Source organism: Actinoplanes sp. NPDC000266 (assembly GCF_042899005.1).
Lineage (GTDB): Bacteria > Actinomycetota > Actinomycetes > Mycobacteriales > Micromonosporaceae > Actinoplanes.
The window spans coordinates 375,132-402,015 of record NZ_JBIAZI010000002.1 but is presented as its reverse complement, the minus strand read 5'-3'; the positions used below and the strand labels follow the sequence as shown (position 1 = coordinate 402,015).

19 protein-coding genes and 1 pseudogene are annotated in these 26,884 nt (G+C 71.2%); 11 read left to right on the top strand and 9 right to left on the bottom strand.

What is annotated here, in order from left to right; translation table 11 throughout:
• Positions 1-24 precede the first annotated feature (24 nt).
• A complete protein-coding gene (locus tag ACFY36_RS08145; protein ID WP_499745203.1) occupies positions 25-2,964 on the bottom strand; it encodes a glycine--tRNA ligase in 2,940 nt (979 codons plus the stop codon).
• A gap of 45 nt (positions 2,965-3,009) precedes the next feature.
• Between ACFY36_RS08145 and ACFY36_RS08140 the strand changes: the two genes are divergently transcribed.
• From ACFY36_RS08140 to ACFY36_RS08130, 3 genes are all read left to right on the top strand, one after another.
• A complete protein-coding gene (locus ACFY36_RS08140) occupies positions 3,010-4,152 on the top strand; it encodes an acyl-CoA dehydrogenase family protein (protein WP_499745202.1) in 1,143 nt (380 codons plus the stop codon).
• Positions 4,153-4,162: 10 nt separating this feature from the next.
• Entirely contained in the window at positions 4,163-6,289 is a 2,127-nt protein-coding gene (locus ACFY36_RS08135; RefSeq protein WP_499745201.1) for an FUSC family protein, read from the top strand.
• 346 nt (positions 6,290-6,635) lie between these two features.
• Complete coding sequence (locus ACFY36_RS08130) at positions 6,636-7,256, top strand: hypothetical protein (protein ID WP_499745200.1); 621 nt, start codon at positions 6,636-6,638, stop codon at positions 7,254-7,256.
• Here ACFY36_RS08130 and ACFY36_RS08125 read toward each other — a convergent pair.
• Complete coding sequence (locus ACFY36_RS08125) at positions 7,249-8,763, bottom strand: diguanylate cyclase domain-containing protein (RefSeq protein WP_499745199.1); 1,515 nt, start codon at positions 8,761-8,763, stop codon at positions 7,249-7,251. The genes ACFY36_RS08130 and ACFY36_RS08125 overlap by 8 nt on opposite strands.
• A 182-nt stretch (positions 8,764-8,945) precedes the next feature.
• Here ACFY36_RS08125 and ACFY36_RS08120 point away from each other — a divergent pair, with 182 nt between their 5' ends.
• The gene (locus ACFY36_RS08120) at positions 8,946-11,402 is read left to right on the top strand and encodes a LamG-like jellyroll fold domain-containing protein (protein ID WP_499745198.1); all 2,457 of its coding nucleotides are present in this window, start codon (positions 8,946-8,948) and stop codon (positions 11,400-11,402) included.
• A 96-nt stretch (positions 11,403-11,498) separates the two neighbouring features.
• Positions 11,499-12,470 carry an endonuclease/exonuclease/phosphatase family protein gene (locus tag ACFY36_RS08115; RefSeq protein WP_499745197.1) on the top strand — a complete coding sequence of 324 codons (972 nt, stop codon included), beginning with the start codon at positions 11,499-11,501 and terminating at the stop codon, positions 12,468-12,470.
• Here ACFY36_RS08115 and ACFY36_RS08110 read toward each other — a convergent pair.
• The 3 genes from ACFY36_RS08110 to ACFY36_RS08100 form a co-directional block, all read right to left on the bottom strand.
• A complete protein-coding gene (locus tag ACFY36_RS08110) occupies positions 12,463-15,741 on the bottom strand; it encodes an NACHT domain-containing protein (RefSeq protein ID WP_499745196.1) in 3,279 nt (1,092 codons plus the stop codon). The two genes, ACFY36_RS08115 and ACFY36_RS08110, sit on opposite strands and share 8 nt — an antisense overlap.
• 216 nt (positions 15,742-15,957) lie before the next feature.
• Entirely contained in the window at positions 15,958-16,710 is a 753-nt protein-coding gene (locus ACFY36_RS08105) for a PP2C family protein-serine/threonine phosphatase (RefSeq protein WP_499745195.1), read from the bottom strand.
• 98 nt (positions 16,711-16,808) lie between these two features.
• Complete coding sequence (locus ACFY36_RS08100; RefSeq protein ID WP_499745194.1) at positions 16,809-18,572, bottom strand: glycoside hydrolase family 6 protein; 1,764 nt, start codon at positions 18,570-18,572, stop codon at positions 16,809-16,811.
• Between the two features lie 190 nt (positions 18,573-18,762).
• Between ACFY36_RS08100 and ACFY36_RS08095 the strand changes: the two genes are divergently transcribed.
• A complete protein-coding gene (locus tag ACFY36_RS08095; RefSeq protein ID WP_499745193.1) occupies positions 18,763-19,368 on the top strand; it encodes a hypothetical protein in 606 nt (201 codons plus the stop codon).
• Between the two features lie 12 nt (positions 19,369-19,380).
• Here the strand turns inward: ACFY36_RS08095 and ACFY36_RS08090 are convergent, their stop codons facing one another.
• Positions 19,381-19,998, bottom strand: a complete 618-nt coding sequence (locus ACFY36_RS08090) for a hypothetical protein (RefSeq protein ID WP_499745192.1) — start codon at positions 19,996-19,998, stop codon at positions 19,381-19,383.
• 95 nt (positions 19,999-20,093) lie between these two features.
• Here ACFY36_RS08090 and ACFY36_RS08085 point away from each other — a divergent pair, with 95 nt between their 5' ends.
• Positions 20,094-20,291 carry a hypothetical protein gene (locus ACFY36_RS08085; RefSeq protein ID WP_499745191.1) on the top strand — a complete coding sequence of 66 codons (198 nt, stop codon included), beginning with the start codon at positions 20,094-20,096 and terminating at the stop codon, positions 20,289-20,291.
• Positions 20,292-20,338: 47 nt separating this feature from the next.
• Here the strand turns inward: ACFY36_RS08085 and ACFY36_RS08080 are convergent, their stop codons facing one another.
• Together ACFY36_RS08080 and ACFY36_RS08075 are read right to left on the bottom strand one after the other, a co-directional pair.
• Positions 20,339-20,848, bottom strand: coding sequence for a hypothetical protein (locus ACFY36_RS08080; protein ID WP_498688371.1), 510 nt, complete (start codon positions 20,846-20,848; stop codon positions 20,339-20,341).
• Between the two features lie 129 nt (positions 20,849-20,977).
• Entirely contained in the window at positions 20,978-21,763 is a 786-nt protein-coding gene (locus ACFY36_RS08075) for a hypothetical protein (protein WP_499745190.1), read from the bottom strand.
• A 470-nt stretch (positions 21,764-22,233) separates the two neighbouring features.
• Here ACFY36_RS08075 and ACFY36_RS08070 point away from each other — a divergent pair, with 470 nt between their 5' ends.
• The 4 genes and pseudogenes from ACFY36_RS08070 to ACFY36_RS08055 form a co-directional block, all read left to right on the top strand.
• Positions 22,234-23,832: a ferric reductase-like transmembrane domain-containing protein gene (locus ACFY36_RS08070; protein ID WP_499745189.1), complete on the top strand. Its 1,599-nt coding sequence runs from the start codon at positions 22,234-22,236 to the stop codon at positions 23,830-23,832.
• The gene (locus ACFY36_RS08065) at positions 23,829-25,298 is read left to right on the top strand and encodes an NADH-ubiquinone oxidoreductase-F iron-sulfur binding region domain-containing protein (RefSeq protein ID WP_499745188.1); all 1,470 of its coding nucleotides are present in this window, start codon (positions 23,829-23,831) and stop codon (positions 25,296-25,298) included. Before ACFY36_RS08070 ends, ACFY36_RS08065 begins: the two co-directional genes overlap by 4 nt.
• Entirely contained in the window at positions 25,295-25,813 is a 519-nt protein-coding gene (locus tag ACFY36_RS08060; protein WP_499745187.1) for a TlpA family protein disulfide reductase, read from the top strand. Before ACFY36_RS08065 ends, ACFY36_RS08060 begins: the two co-directional genes overlap by 4 nt.
• 3 nt (positions 25,814-25,816) lie before the next feature.
• Positions 25,817-26,680: pseudogene (locus tag ACFY36_RS08055) on the top strand (cytochrome c biogenesis CcdA family protein); the annotation flags it as partial.
• On the opposite strand, the gene ACFY36_RS08050 reads toward ACFY36_RS08055, so the two are convergent.
• The gene (locus ACFY36_RS08050; RefSeq protein ID WP_179855695.1) at positions 26,585-26,830 is read right to left on the bottom strand and encodes a PspC domain-containing protein; all 246 of its coding nucleotides are present in this window, start codon (positions 26,828-26,830) and stop codon (positions 26,585-26,587) included. The pseudogene ACFY36_RS08055 and the gene ACFY36_RS08050 overlap by 96 nt on opposite strands.
• Positions 26,831-26,884 lie beyond the last annotated feature (54 nt).

The following is a 26,884-nucleotide window of genomic DNA, read 5'->3' as shown; positions in this document are numbered from 1 at the left end:
GCCCGATACGAACCGGTGCCGGGTTCAGAGGCGCAGCTCCGGCCAGTCGAGCAGGCCCGCGCCGAGGTCGCGGACCGTGGCCAGCAGGCCCAGGCGGGCGGCGCGCAGAGCCGGGTCGTCGGCCATGACGAAGACCTCGTCGAAGAAGCGGGCCAGCGGCTCCACGAGCGGGCCGACGGCCGAGGTGAAGGCGGTCAGGTCGGTGCCGAAGTCGGCCTTCACCGAGGACACCGCCTCGTGCAGGGCCAGCTCGGCCGGCTCGGCCAGGGCCGCCGGGTCGTAGCCGGCCACCGTGCCGTCCGGCAGGATGCGGCGGGCGCGCTGGATGGCCGCGGCCACCGCCACGAAGTCGGGGTTGCCGACCAGAGTGGACAGCTGGGTGAGCAGGCCGTCGACGACCGACGGGCGGTCGTAGTGGATCAGGGCGGCGCGGACCCGGTCGACCGCGGCGCCCTCCTCGGTCAGGGCCTGCTCCAGGCGGCGGGCCAGGAACTCGCCGGCCGCGGTCAGCACGTCGGCCGAGACCGGCACCGGCTGCTGGGCGGCCGCCGCCGACAGGCCCGCGGTCAGCGAGAAGTCGGACAGGGCCGGGTGGGCCCGGTGCACCGCGAGCAGGCCCAGGACCGCCCGGCGGACGGCGAAGGGGTCGCTGCTGCCGGTCGGCAGGCCCACCGTGGCGGCCAGGCCGGCCACCAGGTCGAGGCGGTCGGCCAGCGACAGCAGGGCGCCCGGGATCGAGGCCGGCAGGGCGTCGCCGGTGTTGCGGGGCAGCTCGGCCTCGTAGACGGCCGCCGCCACGTCCCGCGGCTCGCCCGCGTGCAGCGCGTAGTCCCGGGCCATGACGCCGGCCAGCGACGTCATCTCGGTGACCAGCTGCGAGCCGAGGTCGAACTTCACCAGCCGGGCCGCGCGGCCCAGCGTGGCCGAGCCCAGGCCGAGCCCGTCGGCGACGGAGAGCGCCAGCGCGGCGATCCGCTCCGCCCGGTCGGCCATCGAGCCCAGCTTGTCGGTGAAGGTGAGCCGGGTCAGGCGCTCGCGCATGGCGGCCGGATCCGCCGAACGGTCGGCGCGGTAGAAGAACGCCGCGTCCTCGTACCGGGCCCGCAGCACGGCCTCGTTGCCGGCCCGCACCAGCTCCACGTCGACCGGGCCGTTGGCGACCGTCACGAACATCGGCAGCAGCTGCCCGTCGGCGTCGCGCACGGGCAGGTAGCGCTGGTGCTTGCGCATCACGGTGGTCAGCACGGCGTCCGGCAGCGACAGGTAGCTCTCGTCGAAGGTGCCCAGCAGCGGCGTCGGCGCCTCGACCAGGTAGCTGATCTGCTCGATCAGCGAAGCCTCGCCGGCGACGTCGATGCGTCCCTCCGGATAGACGTGGTCCTGGGCGCCGGTCACGATCAGGTCGTGCCGGTCCTCCGGGTCGGCCACGATGCCGGCCAGGGCGAGGGTCTCCATGAACGTCTCGGCCGAGGCGATCTCGGCGATCGGAGATGAAGAGGTGCGCAGCAGCCGGGTCTGCCGGCCGGCGGACAGGGTGCCCAGCGCCACCGGCACCACGTCGTCGCCCCACAGCGCGGTCAGCCAGCGGACCGGCCGGCTGAACGAGAGCTGCGGGTCGTTCCACCGCATGTTCTTGGCCCCGCGCAGACCGGCGACGACCTTCGCGAGCACGCCGGCCAGCACGGTCGCGGCGGCGCCGCCGGCTTCGTGCTTCTCCACGACATGGTGCTGTACGCCGTTGACGTCGCCGGTCGCCAGAGCGTCCACGGCGACGCCCTGGCTGCGGGCGAACCCTTCGACGGCCTTCGCGGGCGCGCCGACCTTGGGGCCCTTCACCGTCCGTACATGATCGGTCTCCCGGGCCGCGACCGAGGCGACCACCGCGACCAGCCGCCGGGGTGTCGCGAAGGTCCGGACCTCGTCGTGCTCGAGACGGGTGCCGGCCAGGCCGTCGGTGACCGCGCGCTGGAGATAGGCCAGGGCGGCGCGGGCCTCGGACGGCGGCAGCTCCTCGGTGCCGATCTCGAAGACCAGCGTGCGCGGCTCGGTCCGCTCGGCCGGGGTGGAGAACGGCGTGGCCGGCGGCAGCGCCTCGGCCAGGCCGAGCGGATGGCCCAGCTCCTCGCGGCGGGCCACCCACAGCTTGGCCACCTCACCGGCGAGCCGGCGCATGCGGGCGAACTCGGCGGCCCGGTCGGCGGTGGAGACCGCGCCGCGCGAGTCGAGGACGTTGAAAGCCTGGGAGCACTTCAGCACGTACGTGTGCGCGGGCACCGGAAGGCCGGCGTCGATCAGCCGCTGCGCCTCACCCGCGTAGATCTCCAGCAGCTGCCGGTTGGCGGCCACGTCGGCGTCGTCCAGGTAGTACCGGGACATCTCGTACTCGCCCTGGCCGAAGACCTCGCCGTACGAGATGCCGTCGGCGTACTCGATGTCCTTGAAGTGGGTCTTGTCCTGAAGCGCCATGATGATGCGCTCGATGCCGTAGGTGATCTCGACCGACACCGGGTCGAGGTTGAGGTTGCCGGCCTGCTGGAAGTACGTGAACTGGGTGATCTCGAGGCCGTCGAGCCAGACCTCCCAGCCCAGGCCCCAGGCGCCGAGCGCGGGGGAGGCCCAGTTGTCCTCGACGAAGCGCACGTCGTGCGCGTTCACGTCGATGCCGATGGCGGCCAGGCTGCCCAGGTAGAGCTCCTGCGGGTTGCCCGGGTCGGGCTTGAGGATCACCTGGAGCTGGGTGTGCGTCTGCAGGCGGTTCGGATTTTCGCCGTAGCGCGAGTCGTCGGGCCGCACGGAGGGCTCGGTGTAGACGACCCGCCAGGGCTCGGGACCGAGCACGCGCAGGAAGGTCGCCGGGTTCAGCGTCCCCGCACCGACCTCCGTGTTCATCGGCTGGACGGTCAGGCATCCCTGAGCGGTCCAATACGCGGTCAACCGGGCCAGTGCGTCCTGCATGGTGAGCATGGGAGCAAAGTCTAAGACCCGCCCGATGAGGGTAGGGAGGCGATTATGCTCGACGGTGATCTTTACGCCTTTCAGGACCTGCTTTCGACCGACGAGGCCGCCGTCGTGCGGCGCGTCCGCGACTTTCTCGACGCCGAGGTCGTGCCCATCGCGAACGACCACTGGGCCCGCGCCGAGTTCCCCCACCATCTGATCAAGAGGTACGCGGACCTCGACATCGCCGACCGGCCCGGCTCGAATCTGCTCAGCGGCTGGCTCGCCCTGGAGATGGCCCGGGCCGACGCGTCGATGGCCACCTTCTACGGCGTGCACGCGGGGCTGGCCATGGGCAGCATCCGCACGTGCGGTTCCGAGGAGCAGCAGGCGCGGTGGCTGCCGGCGATGGCGTCGTTCGACAAGGTCGGTGCGTTCGCGCTGACCGAGCCGACCGGCGGCTCGGACGTGGCGGCCGGGCTGCGGACGACCGCCCGCCGCGACGGCGATTCCTGGATCCTCGACGGGCGGAAGCGCTGGATCGGCAACGCCACCTTCGCCGACCTGATCGTGGTGTGGGCCCGAGACGTCGACGATGACCAGGTCAAGGGCTTCGTGGTGCCGCGGGAGACGCCCGGTCTCACCGCGACGAAGATCGAGAACAAGATCGCCCTGCGTACGGTCCAGAACGCCGACATCGTTCTCGAAGGTGTTCGCGTCCCTTCATCTTCCAAGCTCGAGAACGCGAATTCCTTCAAGGACACCGCGAAGGTGCTGCGCCAGACCCGCAGCGGCGTGGCCTGGGAGGCGGTCGGGGTCATGCTGGCGGCGTACGAAATCGCTCTGTCCTATTCCAAGGATCGTCTGCAGTTCGGCAAGCCGATCGCCTCTTTCCAGCTCGTGCAGGACCTGCTCGTCCGCATGGTCGGCAATGTGACCGGTTCGCTGGGAATGTGCGTGCGGCTGGCGCAACTGCAGGACGCGGGGCAGTACCGCGACGAGCATTCGGCGCTGGCCAAGGCCTACTGCACGACCCGCATGCGCGAGGTCGTCGGCTGGGCCCGGGAACTGCTGGCCGGCAACGGGATCGTGCTCGACTACGACATCGGGCGCTTCGTGGCCGACTCGGAGGCCCTGTATTCGTACGAGGGCACCCGGGAAATCAACACCTTGATTGTGGGCCGGGCCATCACCGGGGAGAGCGCCTTCGTCTGATAATCCCTGGATGGACTGGTTACGGCGGCGGGACCCCGAGCTTCTCACCACTCGGCGGGCGGTGCGGGTCACGCTGGTTGCCTGCCTGGGCTTCTACCTTTGCCGGTACGTCTTCGACCTGCCGGCCATGGCGCCGTACGCCCTCTTCGGCACGGTCGCCCTGGGCGCGCTCTCGCAGATCCCGGGCAGCCCCCGACAGCGGGCGATGACGCTGATCGCCGTGCTGCCGGTGGCGTGGGCGCTGGTCAGCGTGGGCACGCTGCTGTCGGTGAGCAACTGGGCGGCCGCCGCCGGCATGTTCGTCCTCGGCTTCACGGTCAGCTTCGTCGGCGTCGGCGGCCCCCGCCTGGTCGGGCTCGCGGCGGGCATGCAACTGCTCTACATCTTGCCGTGCTTTCCGCCGTACGACCCCGGGTCGCTCCCACAGAGGCTGGCCGGCGTGACGATGGCCGTGGTGCTGCTGGCCGCGGCCGAGCTGCTGCTGTGGCCCGATCCGACGCCGACGCCGTACCGGGAACGGCTGGCCCGCGCGGTGGCGCTGCTGTCCTCGTGCTTCGACGCGCTGGCCGACGACTGGTCCTCGTCGACGCCGCCCGGCCGGTCCCGGCTCGCCGCCCTGCTGCCCGAGGTCACCGAAGCGGCCGAGGCGCTGCGCCCGTCACGGCTGCCACCCGGCCTGCGCCCGGCGTCGGCCTCGCGGCGGGACCGGGCGCTGAGCGCGGCCGCCGGCACGGCCCGCCTGCTGGTGGGAAGGACGGCCGACCTGTACTTCCTGGAGGACCGGCAGGCGGTCACCCTCCCGGCGTCGGCCCGCCTGCTGCGGGCGGCGGCCGGCTGCACGGACACGGTCGCCGAGTGGCTGTACGGCCGGGGGCCGCTGCCCGACACCGACAGGCTGGCGGCGGCGCTGGCCGACTTCCGCCGGGCGCGCACCGAGACCGACCCGAGCGGCCTGCCGCCGGAGCGGCTCGAACTGGGCGCGCTCGCGCTGACCCTCGGGGAGTGGACGAAATCGCTGGTCCTCGCGGTGCGGATCGCGTCCGGGGAGAGGCCGGCGACGCTGGTTCCGGGTTCGTTCTGGTACGCGGGACGCAGCACCCCGTACCTGTGGTGGCACCGCCTGAGGGAGAACCTGACACCCCGGTCGGTGGCCTTCCAGGGCGCGCTGCGCCTGGCGGCGGCGCTGGCGGTGGCCCGGCTGGTGGCGGGCGGGCTCGACCTGTCGCACGGTTTCTGGGTCCTGCTGACCATCCTGACGGTGCTGCGGGCGTCGGCCGCGGAGACCCGCTCGACGCTGAAGCCGGCCCTGATCGGCACCATCGGCGGCTCGGTCGTGGCGGCCGGCCTGCTCCTGCTGAACGTCGACCCGACGGTGTACGTGGTGGTGCTCCCGCTGGTGATGATCGCCGGCTTCGCCTCGGGCCCGCTGCTCGGCCTGGGCTGGTCGCAGGCGCTGTTCACGCTGGTCATCACGCTGGTGTTCGCCCAGGTGACGCCGGTCGACTGGCGGCTGGCCGAGGTGCGCGTGCTGGACGTGGTGATCGGCGCGGTGGTCGGCGTGCTGATCGGCCTGTTTGCCTGGCCCCGAGGAGGAGCGGGCGAGCTGCGCCGAGCGGCGGCGAACTTCATGACGGCCTCGGCGTCGGTGGTCCGCGAGACGGTGGCGGTGATGGCGCGAGGATCGCAGCAGGGCACGGCGCTGCCGGCGGCCCGGGGAGCGAGCCTGCTGGCGGAGGCGTCGTTCGCGCTGTACCAGAGCGAGCACCACCCGGACTCCCCGGTCGACTGGCAGGCGACGTTGCTGGCGGGCCATCACGCGGTACGGGGTGCGGAGGCGCTGGTCCGTTCCTGCCCCGCCGGAGGCCTGCTCCCGTGTGAAACTCAGCTGACGGCGGCGGCCGAGGACGTGGCCGGGTGCTTCACCCGAGCCGCTTCCAGCCTGGGCCGGGGCGAGGCGCTCCCGGCGGTGCCCCCGCCGGTGCCCGTCCCGTGGCCCAACGACCTGGGCCAGGACCTGTACGTCATAGCCGACCTGCGAGTCTGGCTCCTGGGTTTGCGCGACGACTTGACCGGCCGCCACGAACTGGGCGACACCTTGAGAGGCCGGGCCACCCGAGTAGCCGACGGCGCCGCCTGACCCCGCGCCCGCGCCACCCCGCGCCCGCCCCGCCTCGCGCCCGCCGCACCCCGCGCCCGCCCCGCCCCGCTCCACCCCGCGCCACCCCGCGCCCGCCCCGCCCCGCGCCCGCGCCGCCCCGCGCCCGCGCCGCCCCGCGCCCGCGCCACCCCGCGCCCGCGCCACCCCGCGCCCGCCCCGTCCCTTGCGCCGCGACCCCGTCCCTTGCGCCGCGACCCCGCCCCTTGCGCCGCGACCCCGCCCTTGCGCCGCGACCCCGCCCCTTGCGCCGCTCACCCGCCCAGCGCCCATTCACTCCGGGCGCATTTCACGAAATTTCGGGCGAAAGGCTGGCATCGTCGGCGGGGTGAAGGGACTCAGCCGAGCGGCGGCCACCCGCGGCGTCGAACAGCGCCTCGAAGCCACCCTGCACGCCCACGCCGGCCTGCGCCTGGTCCCGCTCCCGACCGCTTTCCTGCGCCCACCGCCCGGCCCCGGCGCCCGCATCCTCCGCGGCGGCCACCTGCCCGACCTGGGCGACACCGCCGACACCATCTACGACGAGATCCGCCACTTCTGGGAGGAGTCCGGCTGCCGCGTCGAGGACGGCCCCGGCCCCGACGGCCGCGTCCTCGTCGTCCACGACCCCGCCGGCTACGTCATCACCCTGACCCACCTGCCCGGCGACGCCGACCCCACCCTCACCGTCGCCTCACCGCGGGTCCCGGCCGAGGTCATCGACCGTGGCTTGCTCGCCGGCCTGCTCGCCGGCATCGCCCTCGGCTGCGGCGGCCCGTGCCTGTGCTCGCTCGGCCCGATGACCGCCTTCCCGTCCCTGGCCGGCCTCTCCGCCCCGTACTGGGGCTGGGTCCCGCTCTACCTGCTCATCGGCGCTTCCGCCTGGCTCCCCGAGACGCGCAAGTTCGGCGCCGGCTTCCTGGCCGCCGGCGCTGTCGTCGGCGTCTCGGTGGCCGGCATCTTCAGCTGACCTGCGGGCGGGCGCGGCGCTTGCCGCCCCCGTACTTCTTGGTGTCCCGCTTGGCCTCGTACATCGCGGCGTCGGCCCCCTTCATCAGGGCCTCGTAATCCGTGGCGTCCTCCGGGAACAGCGCATATCCCACGCTCCCGCCCACCGTCACCTGCTGACCGTCGATGGTGAAGGGCTGGCGCAGGCGATCGCAGATGCGGTCGGCCACGGCCGCGGCCGCCGCGTCGTCGGGGTCGCGGGTCAGCAGGATCGCGAACTCGTCGCCGCCCAGCCGGGATACCACGTCGTCGTCGCGGACCGCGCCCAGCAGGCGTTTGGCCACCTGCTGGAGCAGCACGTCGCCGGCCTGGTGGCCTTCGGTGTCGTTCACCTGCTTGAAGCCGTTGAGGTCGAGCACCATCAGCGCCACCTGACCGCCGTGCCCGGCCGCGCCGGCGACCGCCCGCTCGGCGCGGTCGATCAGATAGCTGCGGTTGGGCAGGCCGGTCAGCGAGTCGTGGAACGCCTGGTGGCTGAGTTGCGCGACGTGGGCCTGGGCCGCCTGGCGCATGCCGGCGCTGTCCACGATGAGGGTGCCCTCGACCGAGAGCTGCTCGGCGAAGATCCGGTCCCGGCTGGTCCATTCGCGGGTGCCGGACGAGTCGCCGCACAGGATCAGGCCGACCGGTCCGGTCGCCGACATCAACGGCATGGCGATGTACGACCTCAGTCCCAGCGCCGGCACGAGACCCATCGGCTCGTGGCGGTCGGCGGCGGCGTCGTTGACCATCGCGACCTTGCCGTCCTGGACCGCACGCCACGACTGGAACGGCGCCACGGCCTGCCCGATCATCGAGGCCAGGGCCGCGTCGTTGTCCGCCATGTTGACCGCGTGCACGTAGCTGACCCGGCCGTTCTCGTCGACCAGTCCGACCGCGCCGTGCTCGGTGCGGAAGCCTTCGGCGGCCGCCGAGGCGAGCACCCGGCCGGCGGCCTGCACGCTGGTGGCGGCCATGCCCTCCTCGAACAGGCGGCGGATCATCGCCGAGACGTGCGAGACCCACTGCCGCTGTTTCTCGGCGGCCAGGCCCTGCAGGGTGGTGGCGAAGTGCAGGGCGAGCACGGCCAGCACGTCGGGGCGCAGCTCGGCCAGGTTGTCGCCGGTCAGCAGGAGCACGCCGACGGTCTGCCCGCCGATGCGCAGGCGGATCGGCATCTGCTCGCCGGTGACCTTGGGGGCGGCGCCGGCGGCGAGGCGGAACACCTTGCCCGCGGTGAGGGCGTCGCGCTTGCCGGGCTCGCCGAGCTGCGCGGTCGGGAAGAGCAGGCCGGTCTCGGAGTCGAGCTCGAAGACGGTGGCCGCGGTGAGGCCGGCCGCCCGCTCGAGGTGGGGCCTGGTCAGGTCGAGGACGTGCTGCACGGACGGGGTGTCCTTGGTCATGAACGCGACCAGGGCAGCGAGCAGCGCGTCCTGCGGCTCGTCGACGGACTCCGGCCCCAGGGACCGGATTTCGCTGCTCACGCTCATGCCCTTATGAGTCGGCACCGGACGGCGGCGCTTGAAAGCCGGAGGAGTGCGAGCCGGGTGCACCTCGGTTCCTGCCTCTTCGGGCAAACATCGACGTTCATGAGTCCTTGACGCTACCTGTGAAACATTGTTGAAATGTGTTGGCTCATGGCGTAACACGAGCGACCGAAGGGACTTCGCGCGTGAGAAGACATGCCCTGCTAGCCGCCCTCCTCATCACCGCCTCACTCGGCCTGGCCGCCCCCGCCAGTGCCGCACCCAGCAGCGCCGCCCCGATCTGGCATCCAGGCATTCCGCCGTTGGCCACGCCGTGGACCGACAAGGTCGGTCCCACGAACGCCCTGCCCGAATATCCCCGGCCGCAGCTCACCCGCGACAAGTGGCAGAACCTCAACGGCGTGTGGGAGTTCGCGAAGGCCGACGCCGGCCAGGCCGTCCCCACCGGGCAGAGCCTCGGCGAGCGCGTCCTGGTGCCGTACCCCATCGAATCTGCCCTTAGTGGCATCCAGCGGCACGAAGACCGCATGTGGTACCGCCGGACCTTCACCGTGCCCGCGAACTGGAAGGTCGGGCAGGGCAACCGCCTGCGCCTCAACTTCGGAGCCGTCGACTACGACGCCAAGGTGTACGTCAACGGCACGCAGGTCGCCACACACCGCGGCGGCTACGACGGCTTCGACGCCGACGTCACCGACGCGCTGACCGGCACCGGGCCGCAGGAGCTGATCGTCTGGGCCGAGGACCTCACCGACGCCACCGGCCAGCCGATCGGCAAGCAGCGCCGCACCGGCGACCGCGGCATCTTCTATCAGGGCAGCAGCGGCATCTGGCGTACGGTCTGGATGGAACCGGTCCCCACCGCCTCGATCACCGAACTGGTCTCCACGCCCTCGTTGTCGGATCTGCGCATCAAGACCAACACCTCGGGCGGAAGCGGGCTGACGGTCAAGGCGGTGGCGCGCGAAGGCTCGCGTGTCGTCGGCACGGTGACGGGCGCCGCCGGTGCGGATTTGCGCCTGCCCATCGCCAGACCCAAGCTTTGGAGCCCGGACAATCCTTTCCTGTACGACCTGACGGTCACCCTGATCGACAACGGCCGTACGGTCGACACGGTCGGCTCGTACTTCGGCCTGCGCACGGTCGGCACCGCCAAGGGCGCCGACGGCAAGCTCCGCATCACCGTCAACGGCAAGATCGTGTTCAACATGGCCAACCTCGACCAGGGTTTCTGGCCGGACGGCCTGCACACCGCGCCTACGGATGCCGCCCTGAAGTGGGACCTTCAGCAGGACAAGGCGATGGGTTTCAACGCGGTCCGCAAGCACATCAAGGTCGAGCCGGACCGCTGGTACTACTGGGCCGACAAGCTGGGCCTGCTGGTGTGGCAGGACATGCCGTCGGCGAACACCGGCCCGATCCCGCCCGAGTGGCGTGACCAGTTCGAGGCCGAGCTGCACGAGATGGTCCGCGAGCACGCGTCGTGGACGTCGATCGTCGCCTGGGTGCCGTTCAACGAGGGCTGGGGCGAGTGGGACCGGGCGGCCACCGGCCGGATCGCCTCCTCGGTGAAGGAGCAGGACCCGTCGCGCCTGGTCAACGCGCACAGCGGGGTGAACTGCTGCAACTCCAAGGGCGATTCCGGCGCCGGCGACGTGATCGACTTCCATCAGTACCTGGGCCCGGCCTCCCCGGCGCCGTCGGAGACGAGGGTGTCGATCGACGGCGAGCACGGCGGCTACGGCCTCAAGACCTCCAACCACATGTGGTTCGGCGACGGCCAGGCGTACGAGATGACGCCCGACTCGGCCACCCTGACCGCGAAGTACGTGGCCAACCAGGAGGACGTGCTGACCTCCGCGCAGTACTGCGGGATCAGCGCGGCCATCTACACGCAGCTCTCGGACGTGGAGGGCGAGCTCAACGGCTTCTTCACGTACGACCGGCAGGTCACCAAGATGGACCTGCGCAAGGTCAAGGCCATCAACCAGAAGATCATCCGTGAGGCGAACGGCTCGGGCGCCTCGGTGCCGCAGCCGCCGCCCGGCACGCCGGGGCTGACCGGTATCGCGTTCTGGCCGCTGGACGGCTCGTACGGTTCGCTGACGCCGGCCGGTTCTTTCGTCGACGGGCACAACGGTCAGGGCGTAGCGCTCAACGGTTCGTCGGACTTCCTCGACGCGGGCGCGCCGATCCTGAACACGGCTTCGGACTATTCGGCCGCCGCCTGGGTGAAGCTCGACAAGGCGGACGGCGCCTTCCAGACGGTGGTCAGCCAGGACGGCCCGTCCAACAGCGACTTCTTCCTCCAGTACTCGGGCGCCGACCAGCGTTTCGCGATGAGTTTCGCCGGCGTCCGCGCACTGGCGTCGTTCAAGCCGAACCCGGGCCAGTGGTACCACCTGGTCGGTGTCCGGGACACGGTCAAGGGCGAGCTGCGTTTGTACGTCGACGGCACGCTCGCCGGTTCGGTCAGCGCGTGCCTGCCGCAGGCCGCCCCGACCGGCAACACGGTGATCGGCCGCGGCAAGTACGGCGGCAACCCGGTCGACTACTTGGACGGCACGGTCGACCAGGTCCACCTGTACGACCGGGCCCTCTCGGCCACCGAGATCACCTCGCTCTACGAATCCGGCAACTGACCCGCAGGTGGGGGCGGGTCCATCGACCCGCCTCCATGCTGCTGGATCTAGGACATTCGACTCCTGTTTCCCCAGCTCAGCGCCTAAATTCGGCCCATGCGCATCGCGACGTTCAACCTGGAGAACTTCGACGAGACCCCGGCCGGCACCCGCCCGTCGCTCGCCGACCGCATAGCCCTCATGCGCCCGCAGATCAAGCGGCTGCGCGCCGACATCGCCTGCTTCCAAGAGGTCCACGGCCAGGAACGCCCCGGCAAACCCCGAGACCTGCACGCCCTGCGCGAACTCCTGATCGGCACCAACCTCGAGGGCGCCGAACTGGTCAGCACAAAACCGAAGGACGACGGCGTCTACAACGAGCGCAACCTCGTCGTGGCCACCCACCTGCCGGTCCTGGCCCGCCACCAGCTCCGCAACGAGCTGGTCAACGCGCCCACCTACCGCCGCCTGACGGCGAACCCGCCCGACCAGTTCCCCATCGAGATCAACGTAGAGCGCCCCATCCTGCACGTGGAACTGAACGTCGCCGGCACCCCCCTCCACATCATCAACGTCCACCTGAAAAGCAAGATCCCGTCCGACATCCCCGGCCAGACCATCGACGCCTACACCTGGCGCAGCGCCGACTCCTGGGCCGAGGGCAGCTTCATCTCATCCATGAAGCGCATGGCCCAGGCCCTGGAGATCCGCCGCCTGGCCGACCAACTCCTGGACGCCAACCCGGACGCCCGCATCGTCGTGGCCGGCGACTTCAACGCCACCCCCGACGAGGTCCCGGTCCTGGCCATCAGGGGCCAGGTGGAGGACACCGGAAACGGCGCCCTGGCCGGCCGGGTCCTGGTACCCATCGAGACCACCATCCCCGAGTCCTCCCGCTACACCCTGTTCCACCAGGGCAAGGGCGACATGCTCGACCACATGCTGGTGACCCGCAACATGCTGGCCCACTACCGAGGTTCAGAAATCCACAACGAACTCCTCCACGACGAGTCCCAGTCCTTCGCCACCGACATCAAGTTCCCCGAGTCCGACCACGCCCCGGTCGTGGCCACCTTCGACTTCAGCTGACCTCCCTCACCTCGGCCGCAACCGCCCTCCGCCAGCGCTCGGTCAGCGCGGGAAAGGCCTCCCATCCGCGGTGGGAGGTCCGGCGGCGCACCGGAACCCCGCGCTCGGCCAGAACGACCCAGGTGTGCGCGACCGGCTCCGGATTGCCTTCCTCGGGTGGAGGAAGAACGGCATAGAGCACCGCGCCGAGGAGATTTGCATCGCTGCCCGCGTCGTCGGTTTCCGCCCGTTGCAGGAAGGCGGCGCCGCAGGCGGCAACCGCGGCATCGAGCTGATCAGTCTCCATCGGGCCGTACTGCCGCAGGACTTTCAGGGCTGTCCCGACGCTCGCCGCCGTGTCGGTGGCAAGGCGGTCGAAGAACAGCCTGAGGTAATCCGCCCGGACGTCGGCGGTCAGGTGGGCGGACGCCTCCAGACACCTCAGGTAGGCGGTCGCCCGTTCGTCCTGGGTCATGTCGTGCAGCGGAAGGAACCAGATCCGCATCAGAAGGTTGGCGGCGGAGACGTAGCCCGTGCCCGGCACGCCCACGAAGAGGTTCACGGTCTCGCCGAGGCGGTCGAACAACGGCTCCACGGTGTGCATCAGCACGTCGTCCAGGTTTCCGCATTGGAGGTACTCCTTGCGGACGAGCTGAGGCGCGCCGTGTTGCGCGTAGATGTCCCGCCGGCCATCGGTGTAGGGCAACCCGTAGGTCCAGGCCGGGTCGACCGGTACCGGAGTGATCTCGTCCTGGGTCAACGAGAGCCGGAAGCCTCGCTCTTCGCCCTCCCACGTCCGTTCCAGATCGAGAACCGTGCTGATGCCCGACCACTCGTCGCTGGTGAGCTGCGAGCGCCACAACAGCACTTCCTGGTGCCAGGCACCGACCGGATCGGTGACCGGGCCGAGCAGCTCCCGGGCGGTGAGCCCGCCGGACAGGCAGGTGGCCAGGAAGACCAGGTTGGCGCTGTAGGCGGCATGCCGGGCCGGCACGGACTGATGGCGTGGCTGGTAGGCCTCGTAGGTGCGGGCGGCCCGGGGGAGATGCGCGGCCCGGAAGAGGCGGATGACCAGCCCGGTCAGGGAACCGCGCTGATCCTGAGTCAGCGCCGCGGTGCTCTCGGCCAGGAACGTGAGGATCGGCAGGCGGTTGGACAGCGGGGCGAACGACAGCAGCGCGTGCAGGCGGTCGTCGTCGGCGGGGGCGGCGCTCAGGGAGAACTCCGAGACGGCCTCGCGGGCGGCTATCTCGCGGAGGGCACGCCAGACGATCCAGGCGACCAGGTATTCGCCGAACGTCGCGTGGAGGAATTCGTAGGTCCGCAGGTCGGCGCCGTCTCGGGACGCCTTCGAGCGGTGGATGAAGAAGAAGCGGCCCAGAGCCTTCTCGGCCGCGGTCAAAGGGGCGCGCAAGTCGGAACGGCTCAGCGGGGAGGACGGGACCAGGAGGGCGGCCAGGTCGGCTTCCAGCTCGGGCTCGGTGATCCACTGGATGCCCCGGTTGAACATGGACAGGCCGACCACGGCCAGGCGGTGCAACTCCTCGTCGATGGCTCGGGTCAGGCCGCGATCGTCCAGACCGGGCCGGTGCTTGGCGACTTCGCGGGTGGCGAAGTTGCGGAGCAGGCGGTCGTACAACTCACCCTGACCCAGGTTGCCGGTCAGTCGCTGAAGGGCGTTGCCGTCGGCGTCGTACAGGGCCAGCATCAGCAACAGCAAAGGCTGCCCGGCCAGGTCACGGTGTCGCAGGACGGCGGGCGCGGGCAGGGGCGCGAGGCCCCGGGTGGTCAGCCAGCCGGCGTTGGCGGCGTTCCAGACCCGCAGCCAGGCATCCACGCGAGCGTCGTCGAAGGGCTCCAGGCGCAGCGCGATCGTGTCCTCCGGAGCCCGGGCCCGGTCGGCGACGCTGGTGCGGCTCGTGACCAGCACCGCGAGCGGGCGGCCCTGGTCGGCCTCGCGCTGCTGGAAGCGGGCGATGCGGACCAGGTAGTCGGTCTGGCTGACGCCGGTGGCCTGGAGCAGCTCGTCGAAGCCGTCGAGGATCACGACGGGCAGGGTGTCGGGGCCCGAACGGACCAGGGCCGGCCACTCCACGCGCTCGCCGGTGGCGGACCTGACCGCGTATTCGATCTGGTCCTGCAACTCGTCGTCGGCCTGCACCTCGCGCAGCACGACCCGGATCGGCAGGAAGTCGGCCGCGGGCAGGCGGGCGGCCATGACCTTGGTCAGCACGGACTTGCCGGAGCCGGGCTGGCCGAGGACCAGCAGCGGCGCGACGACGGCCCCGGGTGAGGTCAGGAAGCCCGCGAGGAACTCGTCTATGTCGGCCCGGACGGCCCGGGCCGACCACCACTGCTCGTCGCTGGGCGGGACACCGGGCCGCACCCGCGCGACCCGGAACAGGGGCTGCACGTAGGCCTCGTCGAGCGTCGGGATGCGCAGACCGGCCGGGGCGTCGGAGGACTCCACGATCGGGCGGTCGAGCGCCGCCCGATAGGCGTTGGCCAGCGCGGCCCGGCGCTCGTCGGGCAGGCGGCCGGTCGAGATGCCGGTCAGCAGGCGCTGCATGCTGGACATGCCGGTGGCGAGCTCATCGACCCGGGCCTGGGTGGCGGCGTGCCGCCGGCCGGCCGACCAGAGCGCGATCTCGGGGAAGTCGGCGGCGAGCCGGCGGATCAGGTCGTCGTAGCGCTCGACCGCTCTCGACGGCAGCGCGTCGAGGACCTCGGCCGTGCGGAGGTGGGCGTCGTCGGGCAGGCGGTCCACGGTGGCCAGGCCGGTGACGAAAGTGAGGGTGGCCGCGGAAAGGGTCACGTAGAACTGGTGGAGCCGGCGCCGGAAGTCCTGCTCGGGCTCGCGGGGCGAGGGCAGCGGCACGGACGAGGTCAGGCTGCTGCCGGCGAGCCCGCTCGCGGCCGCCGCGGCGCGGGCGCCGGCCAGTGACTCCTGCTCGGCGCGGGTCAGCTCGAGGTCGGCGAAGCGGAACGGCAGGTCGGCCTCGGCCAGCTCCTCGAAGAAGGCGGTCACCACCAGGACCGAGTGGGCGGCCTCGATCCGCCTGGTGCGGCCGTGGCGGGACAGGCCGCTGCGTTTCTCGGCGGCGCCGCGGACGAGGTCGCGGCCGAGGCGAGCGAACTCGGCCTTGGCGTCGAACAGGCCGAGCACCGCGGGGAAGGCGGGCACCGTGGCCAGCAGCAGGCCGCCGGCCACGGTGTCGAGGGCCGTGATCAGCTTGCTGTCACCGCCGCCGAGCAGGCGCGCGGCGTCGGCATAGCTGAGTGTCTTGGCCATCGGTGGACTCCCTCGCTGAGGCGGCCGAGGGATCCATCATGGTGCAAGCGTTCCGGGCCCGCGTCCGCCCACGGTCTGACAACCCGGAGGCTGACGACATCCCTCACGGATGACGCGAGGCTTGCCTCACGAAATGACGCGAGGCTTGCCTCACGGATGACGCGAGGCTTGGCGAGCTGCGAACGCCGCCACGAGGAGGGCAGAACGATGAGGGTGTCAGACCGTTCGTTCCACACGGATCACGACCGCCGTCGCGTTGTCGGCGCCACCCGCGGACAGGGTGTCGTCGAGCAGGGTGGCCACGGCGGCGGCCGGGTCGTCGGTGGCCAGGATGCGGGTCAGGCGCTCGTAGGTCAGCTGGTCGGAGACGCCGTCGGTGCAGAGCAGATAGACGTCGCCGGGGTGCAGGGTGACGTTGAGCAGGTCGGGCTCGGGGGCGTCGGGGTGGCCGGCATACCGGGTCAGGCGGTAACGGGCGGCGGCCGCCTCGTCCGAGTCGGCGGCGAACCAGCCGTTCAGGACGCCGACCCAGGCGATGGTGTGGTCGATGGTGAGCAGGTCGAGCAGGCCGTCGCGCAGGCGGTAGGCGCGGGAGTCGCCCAGCTGCACGATCCAGGCGTCGGTGTCGGCCGCGGCGAAGGCCGTCATGGTGGTGCCGGTCAGCTGCGGCAGGTTGGTGCCGGCCTGCCGTACGGCCTGGGAGGCCTGTGCGACCGCGGCCCTCAGCGCGGCCGGCTCGGGGGAGAGGACGGGCTCGCCCAGGGAGCGGACGAAGACCTCGACCGCCGTGCTGCCGGCGACGGTGCTGCCGGGGCCGTCGCCCATGCCGTCCGCCACCACGGCCAGCGGGTCGCCGGGGTCCAGGTGCAGGACGTCGTAGTTCTCGGTGTAGTGGTTGCCGATCACGGAGCCGGCCGCCGCGGTGAGGCGGCGGCCGGTGACGGTCCAGGCGACCTTGGTGATTTCCACCGTTCTTTCTTATCGGACTTCGGCGCCCAAGCGTGCGGAAAACACCGGGCCCCGCTCCTCGTGGGTTAGAGCGGGGCCCGGCTGCCATGGTTACCGCATCACGAGAGCGGCGGGTACGCGTTCGTCATCAGCTGGCGGAACTGCGCGGAGAACCACGCCCCGGAGATGGGGGCGTTGGGCAGGGCGCCGCTGAGGCTGTTGCCGTTGCGGGCGTTGCCCGTGTAGGTCGGGTCGCACATCCGGTCGAAGCCCTTGCCCTCGTCGTTCGGGATGAGGGAGCTCGAGCCGTCCGACTCGCCCGGGGGCTTGACCCAGACGTAGGCGTCGATGCCGCTGGCCGGGGCCGCGGTCGGGCGCTCGCCGAGGCCGGCGCCGGACTGGTTGCACCAGTTGCCGGCGTGGATCCGGCGGTCGATGCGGGACGCGTCGACGAAGGTGTTCACGTCGGTCGAGGTGCTGGCCGCCGTGGGCCGCTGCGAACCGCCCCAGCCGTTGCGGGAGGTGTCGATCAGCATGCCGATGTTGGAGTTGAAGCCGACCGAGACCAGCTTCGTGCGGAAGGCCTGTGCGAAGGTCAGCTCGTCGGTGTACTGGTTCCAGTCGACCCACTTGGACTGGCGGACGCTCTGGCCGTTGACCGTGGTGCTGGGCTGTACGAACGGCTCACGCAGGGCCGAGTAGTTGGCCGTGTTGGTGATGAAGCCCTGCACGTTGTTGACGCTGCCGGACGCCTGGGCGGCCTGGAGCATGATGTCGGCGGTGGGGCCGAAGTTCGAGTCCCAGCCGATCCAGCCGTGGTGGGCGGCGTCGACGTAGTTGTAGGTGTTGCTCAGCGCGCCGAGCTTGTTCAGGGCGTAGCCGATGCCCTGCACGTAACCGCCGTTGGCCTTCATCGTGTCGCAGGCCGCGGTGCCGCCGGCCTGACCCGAGGTGTTCGTCACCAGGTTCGGCAGCGAGTCGATCTCGACGATGTTGATGATGCGCAGGCTCGCGTACTTGGAGTCGGCCTGGATCGCGGCGATCGGGTCGATGTACTCGGCCTTGTACCGCGGCAGGTCGTTCGGGCCGAGCTCGCCGTTGGAGGCGAGGGCGGCGCAGTCGCGGCCGGGGAGGTTGTAGATGACGAACTGGATGTAGCCGGCGCCCTGCGCGAGAGCGGCGTCCAGGTGGTCACGTACGCCCATCGAGCCGTTGGAGCTGCTGTTGTCGGTGCCCTCGATCGCGGCGATCCGGTCGAGCCAGACCGCTGTCGGGTTGTTCGAGACGCGGCTGCCGCCGGGCTCGGCCTCGGCCTTCGCCTTCCACTCCGGGTTCACGTAACCCCGGGCGCCGGAGTACGGGTTGTCGACCTTGCTCCCGTTGTTCGGCGGGGGTGTGGTCGGCGGCGGCGTGGTCGGTGGCGGTGTGGTGGGTGGCGGTGTCGTCGTGGGCGGTGGCGTGGTCGGGGTGGTCGCGCCCGTGCACGCCGTGCCGTTGAGCGAGAAGCTCGCCGGGTTGGTGTTGGTGCCGGAGTAGTTGGCGTTGAAGCCGAAGTTGACGCTGGCGTTGGTGCCGATCGTGGTCGACCAGGAGGGGTTGGTCGCCGTGACGTTCTGGCCGGACTGCGAGACGGTCGCGCTCCAGCCCTGGGTGATCTGCTGGTTGCCCGGGAACGCCCAGGTCACGCGCCAGCCGCCGGAGATCGGGTCGCCGAGGTTGGTCACGGTCACCGCGCCGGTGAACCCCGTGCTCCAACTGTTGGCGGTGTAGTCGACCCGGCAGCCGGCGGCGGCGCTCGCGCTGGTCGCGACGGCGACGCCGAGACCGGAGACGAGCGTTGCCGCGGCGGCCGCGGTCAGACCGCGGGTGAGGACAGGTCTCATGTGGTGGCTCCTCGAGACATGCGGTGGCGGGGGATGGCCGGGTGAGGCATCGAGGGGCATCGCTCCCCGGCTGTTCCGACAGCATGGCATGGGAGCGCTCCCACCGCAATGTCCAAGTTATAGATCAGAAATGATGTGTTAACACCGGGCGGTTGGCCTGGTCGTGGCGGCCATGGCGTATAACGGGAGCGTGCAGGTTTTCGAGATCGTCGAGGCGCTGGGCGAGGTCCCGAACGCCGAAGTCGCCATCCATCGCGGTCTTCTCACCGTGCACATTCCGGCCATCGGGGACACCGTGCGGCTCGATCCGGACGACGTGCTCGACGCGCAGTCGGTCTTCGTGCCCACCCGGGCGCCGGCGGTCCAGCTCGACGTGCGCCGCGGGCGCAAGTCGCTGCCGGTGATCGTGACCGTGGACGACGTGGTCTTCAACCCGGCCTACGCCGACGACCTGGTCGCGCCGGGGGCGCACCGGCGGCTGCCCGCGATGCCGGGACTGATCGCGTACTCCGAGATGCACCGCGACGTGCGGGCCCTCGGCAAGGCGGTCGACGACCAGACGCTCGATCTCGACCCCGAGACCCTGGCCGCCACCCTGTTGGCCCACCGCTGCTTCATCGCGGGGGCGGTCGAGGTCGGTCTCTGGCCGGTGCGGGTGGCCGCGTGGTGGGAGTATTCGCACTCCCGCGTGGGTGGGCCGGCCGGTGTGGCGCCGCTGCGCGCGGATCCGGTCTGGGACGAGCTCATGGCCGATGTCCAGGAAGCCCGCCGCCAGACCGTGGTCCAGCAGTTCTGAGGGGCAGCGGCTCTAGGAGCGCCAGCCGATGTTCACCCGCTGTGGGGGGCGGGGTGGCTGGTCGCCGGCCAGTAGGGCGTCGAGCCGGTCGTTGATGGTGGTCAAGGCTGTGGTCAACCGGGGGTCGGCGCCGTAGCGGGAGCGCTGGTCGTGCAAGGTGTCGGTCAGCTCGCGCAGTAGTTGCGCGGACGCCGGGTCGGTCTTCTCGAAAGCGGTCAGCGCCTCGTCGATCTGGTCGTGGGCGGTGCTGAAGGCCGTGGTCAGCAGCGCGTCCAGGCGTTGCTCGGTCAGGTCGCGCAACGATGACAGCGGGCCCTGTGGTCTCGGCTTCCATGTTTCGAGCAGCTCGACCGGGTGGGCCTTCTCGTCGCGGTCGATCGTCTTGCGGTGCGGGACGCACAGCAACAGCAGGTTGTCGAAGGAATCGCGCTCCCCGGCGGCGAGGCCGGGTGTGTAGCGCGGGGCGTTCGGGTTGGTGCCGCGGATGCGGACCGGCTCGACGTTGACCTCGGGCTCGGTGCCGAGGAAGACCATCACGGGTGTGCGGCAGCCGGGGAAGTCACAGCTGCCCTGGGAGAGCGCGACCAGGGCGGCGCGCGCCGCCGGGGTCATGCGCGAGGTTTCGTCCACGGTGTGCTCCGAGGAGAAGGCGGTGGAAGGAGGGACGATGGATTGAAGCCGATCCGCCGGGGTATGCCAGCAGCCCGGCCAGAGATGAGGTCGACATGTCATTTCACGAGATGATCTGCGAGGCGGAGAACGCCACCGAGGTGCTCTTCGTCTGCACCGACGACTCGTGCGGACGCCGCGTCGTGGTCGGTAAATCGAGGCCGCGGCTGACGGTCATCGATCGCGGCGACTTCTTCGCTCGGCACGTCGGCTCGCTCGGTGGCATCAGCATCGAGGGCGTCGACGTCGTGTGAGAAGGCCGGCCGCCCGGACGCCGTTGTCCAGGCGACCGGCCCGGCTCCTACTCGGGGTCCTCGACCTTGATGATCGGGCCCTCGGCGTAACCCATCATGTCGTAGCCGACCGGTCCCAGATCGGAGTCGAGGAACGTCGTGACGACGATCTTGTAGACGCCGGCCTGGATCGTGTTGCCCGGGTCGCCCTCGGGCAGCGTGAACGCGGGCACGGTCAGCTTGGCCGCGTACCTCTCGTCCTGGGTGAAGAACGGGCCGCGTACCGGCACCCGTACCTCGCCCAGCGACACCTCGTCGCCGGGACCCTGCGACTCGGCGAAGGCCGTGACGACCCAGTCCTGGGTGCGGACGGACAGCGCCGTCAGCCAGAGCGGCACGAGGTTGCCGAAGACCCGCCAGCGGACCTCGATGTCGAACGGCTTCGCGCGGTTGACGACGAGGTTGGACTTGCCGAGCGTGGGCCTCTCGGTGATGCCGACGATGCCGAGGAACTCGCCCTCGATGGCGGGGTCGGTCGGCCCGGTGGGTGGGATGTTGGGATCGAAGCGATCGGTCATGGCGATGCTCCTTTGCATCTCCTGCAGATCCGGTGACCGCCTAGCGCCAGGGGCGTACCGGGAATCGATGCGAACGTAAGCCCGCTACGTCCCTACGGTCAGCCGGATCAGCGACACGATCCGTAACTACTACCGGCGGCGTGGCGTTGTGTAGAAGCCGGTCGGCAGCTCGGCCGCCAGGGCCGCGTTGCGGCGGTTGCGGGCGCGCAGCCTCAGCAGCATGCCGACGCCCAGGAAGACCATCAGCGCGCCGACGATGAGCCCGATGCCGAGCACGCTTGTGCTGCTTGACGCCGGCACCAGGGCGGCGGGGGAAGGCTCGGGGTCCTCGGCGACGGCCTCGTCCTGGTTCTCGTCGACGATGGCAGCCTCGGTGGGTGAGGGCGAGGGTGACGGCGAAGCGGACGGTGAGGAGGAGGCGGCCACCGGGGTGACGACCTGGGCCGACCCGCCGGTCGTGCTCAGCACCCGCCCGGTCGCGTCGAGCGCGCGGGCCGTGAAGGTGACCTCGCCGTCGTCCGGGCCGGTGAAGGCGACGGTCCACTGCCCGGTCACCGTGCGGTCGCGGCAGAGCTGGCCCGGGTCGAGACGCTGGTCGACGATCTGCGCCGCGTCGTTCTCGATCTGCGCCCGTACGCCGAAGTCCTCGTCGTTCTCGATCCGGCCGACCCGGACCTGGTCGAGGCTCACGCCCTTGGTCTCCACGGTGAGCGCCCACCGCACCTTGAGGCAGCGCCGGCTGTCCCGGTCGGTGGAGACCACCGCCGTCAGCGTCTTCGCCGCCTTGCCGATCGTGAACGTCGCGGGCGCCTGGTCGAGCTTGACCGAGAAACCGTCCACGTCGGCGTGGGCCGGCGTGGCGAAAAGGCCGATCGCGACCAGCGCGACGGCGCCCCCTGCCGCCAGGTGTCGCATGCCGATCATCTCCTTCCGCACGGGCGTCGATACGCCCCGCGCGTAGGAGGGTTCGCAGGCGGGGGCCGAAAGGTTCACCGGGTGGGCCGGGTCACTCCGTACGGATAACTTAAATTTTTCTTAGGTCTTCGCCGTCTCGGCGTGTCTTCCCAGCTCAAGGCCGCTTTGCCGAAAGTGACTGGAAAGTAGCCGACAAAATCGCCGTCCAGTGTTCATCCGAACTCGTGCCCGGCACGTAGATGGGGGATGGGCAGGGACCGGAGCGACACCGGCCGCTGCCCGAGACCAAGAGCACGGGGCACTCCCCACGGGTGCCGGCGTCCCACCGCCCACGGGACGTGACCGCTGCGGAGAACGAGGAGTCAATGGCCAAGACGAAGAACAAAGAGCGATCCGCCAATCGTGTGGCCGTCGATGTCGGAGCTACCGGTACGAAACCCGCCTCCCGGGGCGCGGTACTCATACTCACCGTGAGCGTGCTCGCGGCGATGTGGGCGGTCGCCATGATGACCGCGCCGGGGCGCGTCGGTTACTACTACTTCTTCATCTACGCCGAGTTCTACATGGGCGTGGTGGCGCTGGTGTCGCTGTCCATCACGATCATGATCGGCCTGGTCGCCACCGACCGGCTCGTGCTCTCGATCCGGCAACGGGTGCTGCTGCAGTCGGCCCACCGGACCACCGGCGTGATCGCCGTGGCCGCGCTCTTCGTCCACGTCTGGACCAAGGTCGTCGAGGCGCACATCAGCATCATCGACGCCTTCATCCCGTTCCTGGCCGCGGGCAACAAGCTCTACGTCGGCCTCGGCACCATCTCCGGCTGGATCATGGTGCTGGTCATGTGGACCGGCATCGCCCGGTCGCGCTTCGTCGGCCGCGGCAAGCCCTGGATGTGGCGCTCGATCCACGCGATCTCCTACCTGATGTGGCCGATCGCCCTGGTCCACGGCCTCTCGGCCGGGCGGCCGGCGGCCACCTGGGTGGTCGTCAGCTACATCGTCTGCATCCTCGGCGTGCTGATCGGCCTGGCCGTGCGGCTGTCGGTCAGCCTCAACCGCAACAAGGACTTCGCCTCGCAGGCCGGCGCCGGTGGCCTGAAGCCGGTCGGCACGCTGGTGCCGACCAGCTCCCCGGCGATGAAGCGCCCGGGCCGTCGTGAGCGGGCGCCCGAGCCCGAGCCGCAGACGCTGGGCCCGGTGGCCGTGGTCGACACGTTCCGCCCGGTCACCCCGCCGCCCGCGCCGCCGATGGAGGACCTGGTGGTCCCGGCCGCCCGCTTCGACGAGCCGACCGGGATGATGGCCCGCCCGGACTTCGAGGACGAGATGCCGCGGGGCCGGCGCCGGGTCGAGGACGACATCGAGTACGACGAGCCGCGCGGCCGCCGTTACCCGGCCGAGGACACGGGCACCCGGATGCGCCGTCCCGACTACGAGGACACCAGCACGCGGATGCGGCGCCCCGACTACGAGGACACCAGCACGCGGATGCGCCGTCCCGACTACGAGGACACCAGCACCCGGATGCGGCGCGACGACCTCGAGGACACCAGCACCCGGATGCGCCGCGTGGAGCCGGACGACCGCGGTTACTACGACGAGCCGCCGGCGCCCCGGCAGCGTGGCCGCTACGCCGACGAGGACGACATGCCCCCGCCGCGCCGCTCCCGGCGCCAGGGCGACATGCCGCTGTCCGACGACCGCGACTACGACGAGGTGCCCCGGCAGCGTGGCCGGTACGACGACGACGAGCCGGCGGCGCCCCGCTCCCGCGGCCGGGAGATCGACGACGAGCCGCCGGCCCGTCGCGGCCGTGGCGGGGAGAGCCGGCGGGCCGATGTCGACCGGGCCGACTCCGGCCGGCACAGCCGCAGTGGCTTCGTCGAGTTCGCGGGCGACGACGAGACGCCGACCCTGGTCGACATGGCGTCCCGCCGGACCCGGCGTGACCAGCAGGAACCCGTACGCGTCCAGGCGGGCCGGGGGGCCCGTCGCGACGGCCGCGGCCGGGCGGACGACGATGTGGCTGACGACGCGTACTGGTCGCAGCTGCGAGGGGAAGCGAATTGAGCGCGTCGCAGGTTCCGCCGGTCACCTCGATCGGCACGCCGCGGATCACCGCGGGTTTCGACGAGTACGGTCGCCTCGACCTGCTCGCCCACCAGGAGGTGCACGGCGGTTTCGCCGCCCTGTCCTCGGGCGAGCTGATCGGCCTGGCCGACCGGATCGAGCTGCGCGGGCGCGGCGGCGCGGGTTTCCCGTTCGCCCGCAAGGTCCGCGCCGTGCTCGACTCCTGCCGCCGGCAGGAGCTGCCGCCGGTGATCGTGGTCAACGCGACCGAGGGTGAGCCGCCGTCCTGGAAGGACAAGGCGATCCTGACCCGCGGGCCGCACCTGATCCTGGACGGCGCCGCCCTGGCCGCCGCCGCCCTGGACGCCGAGGAGATCGTCATCGGCATCGCCGACGACGGCATCGGGCAGGAGTCGCTGACCGCGGCCCTGGCCGAGCGGCGCATGCCCTGCCCGACCCGGATCGTGACCGTGCCGCACCGCTTCATCTCGGGTGAGGGCGGCGCACTGGTGCGCGGCATCAACGGCGAGGCGCACATCCCGCCCGGCCGCAAGGTCCGCTCCAGCGACAACGGCGTGATGGGGCTGCCCACCCTGCTCTCCAACGCCGAGACGTACTCGCAGCTGGCCATCGCGGCCCGGCTCGGGCCGTGGGAGTACAACGCGGTCGGTATCCCGGAGGAGCCGGGCACGGTCATGCTGACCGTCGGCGGCGCGTCGTCGGCCCCGGCCGTGGTCGAGGCGCCGACCGGCACCCCGCTGATGGACGTGCTGAACATGTGCGGCGCCGACATCGGCCCCGGCCTGCTGGTCGGCGGCTACCACGGCAAGTGGATCACCGCCGAGGCCGCCAAGACGGTGACGATCTCGCGGAAGGGCTTCGCCGGCGTCGGCGGCACGCTCGGCGCGGGCATGCTCATCCCGATCGGCTCCAAGACCTGCCCGTTGGGCGAGGTCTCGCAGGTCGTGCAATATCTGGCCGGTGAGTCGGCCGGTCAGTGCGGCCCGTGCCGCCTCGGCCTGCCCGACCTCGCCCGCGCGGTCACGCTGGTCTCGCTCGGCGGCAACGCGGTCGAGAACGTCCGGCAGGCGGCCGGCGTGGTCAAGGGCCGCGGCGCGTGCAGCCACCCGGACGGCACGGCCCGGTTCGCCCTGTCGGCGCTGGAGGTCTTCGCCCGCGACGTCGAGGCGCACACCAACGGCGAGGGCTGCGGCAAGCAGGTCCGCGGCATCCTGCCGCTGCCGTACACGGCGGAGCAGGGCGCCCGGAAGCTGGCCGTGGACTGGTCGCGCTGCGACGGTCACGGTCTCTGCTCGGCGGTCGCGCCCGAGATCATCCGGCTCGACTCGAACGGCTTCCCGGCCTTCCCGCAGACCCCGCTGCCGCCGTGGCTGGAGACCGGCGCCCGCAAGGCGGTAAACGTCTGCCCGGCGCTCGCGCTGCGGCTGACCGAGGCGACGAAGTGAAGCGGCGCGCCATCCTGCTGGCGACGGCCTCGGCCCTGCTCGCCGCCGGGTGCGGCGCGCCCTCGGAGACGACGGCGGCCTGGGATCCGCCCGACGCCGAGGCCAAGGCCGTGCCGGCGGCGCTTGCCTTCACCGGCAAGACCATCGACGGCAAGCCGTACGACGGGAGCCTGCTGGCCGGTCTTCCGACGATCCTGTGGTTCTGGGCGCCCTGGTGCGCCACCTGCGCGAGCGAGGCGCAGAGCGTCCGCGACCTCGAGGAGCAGTACCGGGGCAAGATCAACTTCGTGGGCGTCGCGGGCATGGGCGACAACAAGGCCATGCACGAGTTCGTCGACGACTTCGAGCTGCGCACGGTCCCGCACCTCGACGACCAGGCCGGCGTGATCTGGAAGAAATTCAAGATCACCCAACAGAGTCTGTACGTCGTCCTCGACCGCGACGGCAAGGTCCGCAAGACCGGATACATGGACGATCTCCAGCTGACCGCCGAGGTCAAGTCGCTGGCGGCCTGAGCGATGCTGCTGGCGCTCACCGCGGGCATGCTCGGCGCGGTCAACCCCTGCGGCTTCGCGCTGCTGCCGGCGTACCTCTCGGTGTTGATCTCGGGGGACGAGCGGCGCCCGGTCCGGCGGGCGCTGGTCTGCAGCGCCGCGCTGACGGTGGGATACGTCGCCGTGTTCGGGGCGTTCGGCCTGCTGCTGGCGCCGGTGGCGACGGTTCTCCAGCCGCGTCTGCCCTGGCTGACGGTGGTGCTGGGGCTCGCACTGGCCGCGCTCGGTGTGTGGTTGCTCGCGGGCCGTTCTCTCCCGGTCGCGGGTGTACGGGCGCCACGGGTGACCGGGTCGGCCGCTTCGATGGTGCTTTTCGGGATGGCGTACGCCGTGGCCTCGCTGGGCTGCGCGGTGGGGCCGTTCCTGGCGCTCGTGGTGTCGAGCCTGCGGTCCGGCTCGCTCCTGGCGGGGTTGGGGCTCTTCCTGGCGTACGGCCTGGGAATGGGTTTGATCGTCGCGGTGACCGCCGTGGCCGTGGCGCTGGCCCGGACCGGGCTGATCACGCGGACGCGCCGCCTGCTGGGGGTGGTGCCCCGGCTCGGCGGCGCGATCCTGATCGTCTGTGGTCTCTACGTGGCCTACTACGGCTGGTACGAGCTGCGGCTGGCCGGCAACCTCCGGCTGGCCGGCACCGACCCGGTGATCAACGCCGCCGGCGAGGTGCAGCGGTGGCTGAGTGATCTGGTGGCCGGCGCCGGCGTGGCGCCGTTCGCCGTCGCCCTGGTGCTGTTGTCAGGCGGCTGGGGGATACGGCGTCGCGTAGGCCGGCTTCTCGGACGGCATCACGATCCACAGGATCGGGTAGACGAGGATCTGGCTGCCCGGGATGGCCAGCAGGACCACTACGAAGAGCAGGCGGGCCAGCCAGGCGTCGATGCCGAAGCGGCGGGCGAGTCCGGCGCACACGCCGCCGAGGATCCGGCCCTCCCGCGGACGGGTGAGGCCCTGACGGGACAGGCTGTCGTGCACGGCGTTCATTGATCTCTCACATTCCCCTCGAAGAGGTCGTCGATGTATCCATCGTCGGCCTCT

Coding starts and splice junctions, on each gene's coding strand:
- ACFY36_RS08085 (WP_499745191.1), top strand. CDS start 20,094: ATGTCATTTCACGAGATGATCTGCGAGGCGGAGAACGCCACCGAGGTG.
- ACFY36_RS08075 (WP_499745190.1), bottom strand. CDS start 21,763: ATGCGACACCTGGCGGCAGGGGGCGCCGTCGCGCTGGTCGCGATCGGC.
- ACFY36_RS08100 (WP_499745194.1), bottom strand. CDS start 18,572: ATGAGACCTGTCCTCACCCGCGGTCTGACCGCGGCCGCCGCGGCAACG.
- ACFY36_RS08050 (WP_179855695.1), bottom strand. CDS start 26,830: ATGAACGCCGTGCACGACAGCCTGTCCCGTCAGGGCCTCACCCGTCCG.
- ACFY36_RS08125 (WP_499745199.1), bottom strand. CDS start 8,763: ATGAGCGTGAGCAGCGAAATCCGGTCCCTGGGGCCGGAGTCCGTCGAC.
- ACFY36_RS08145 (WP_499745203.1), bottom strand. CDS start 2,964: ATGCTCACCATGCAGGACGCACTGGCCCGGTTGACCGCGTATTGGACC.
- ACFY36_RS08135 (WP_499745201.1), top strand. CDS start 4,163: ATGGACTGGTTACGGCGGCGGGACCCCGAGCTTCTCACCACTCGGCGG.
- ACFY36_RS08115 (WP_499745197.1), top strand. CDS start 11,499: ATGCGCATCGCGACGTTCAACCTGGAGAACTTCGACGAGACCCCGGCC.
- ACFY36_RS08110 (WP_499745196.1), bottom strand. CDS start 15,741: ATGGCCAAGACACTCAGCTATGCCGACGCCGCGCGCCTGCTCGGCGGC.
- ACFY36_RS08140 (WP_499745202.1), top strand. CDS start 3,010: ATGCTCGACGGTGATCTTTACGCCTTTCAGGACCTGCTTTCGACCGAC.
- ACFY36_RS08080 (WP_498688371.1), bottom strand. CDS start 20,848: ATGACCGATCGCTTCGATCCCAACATCCCACCCACCGGGCCGACCGAC.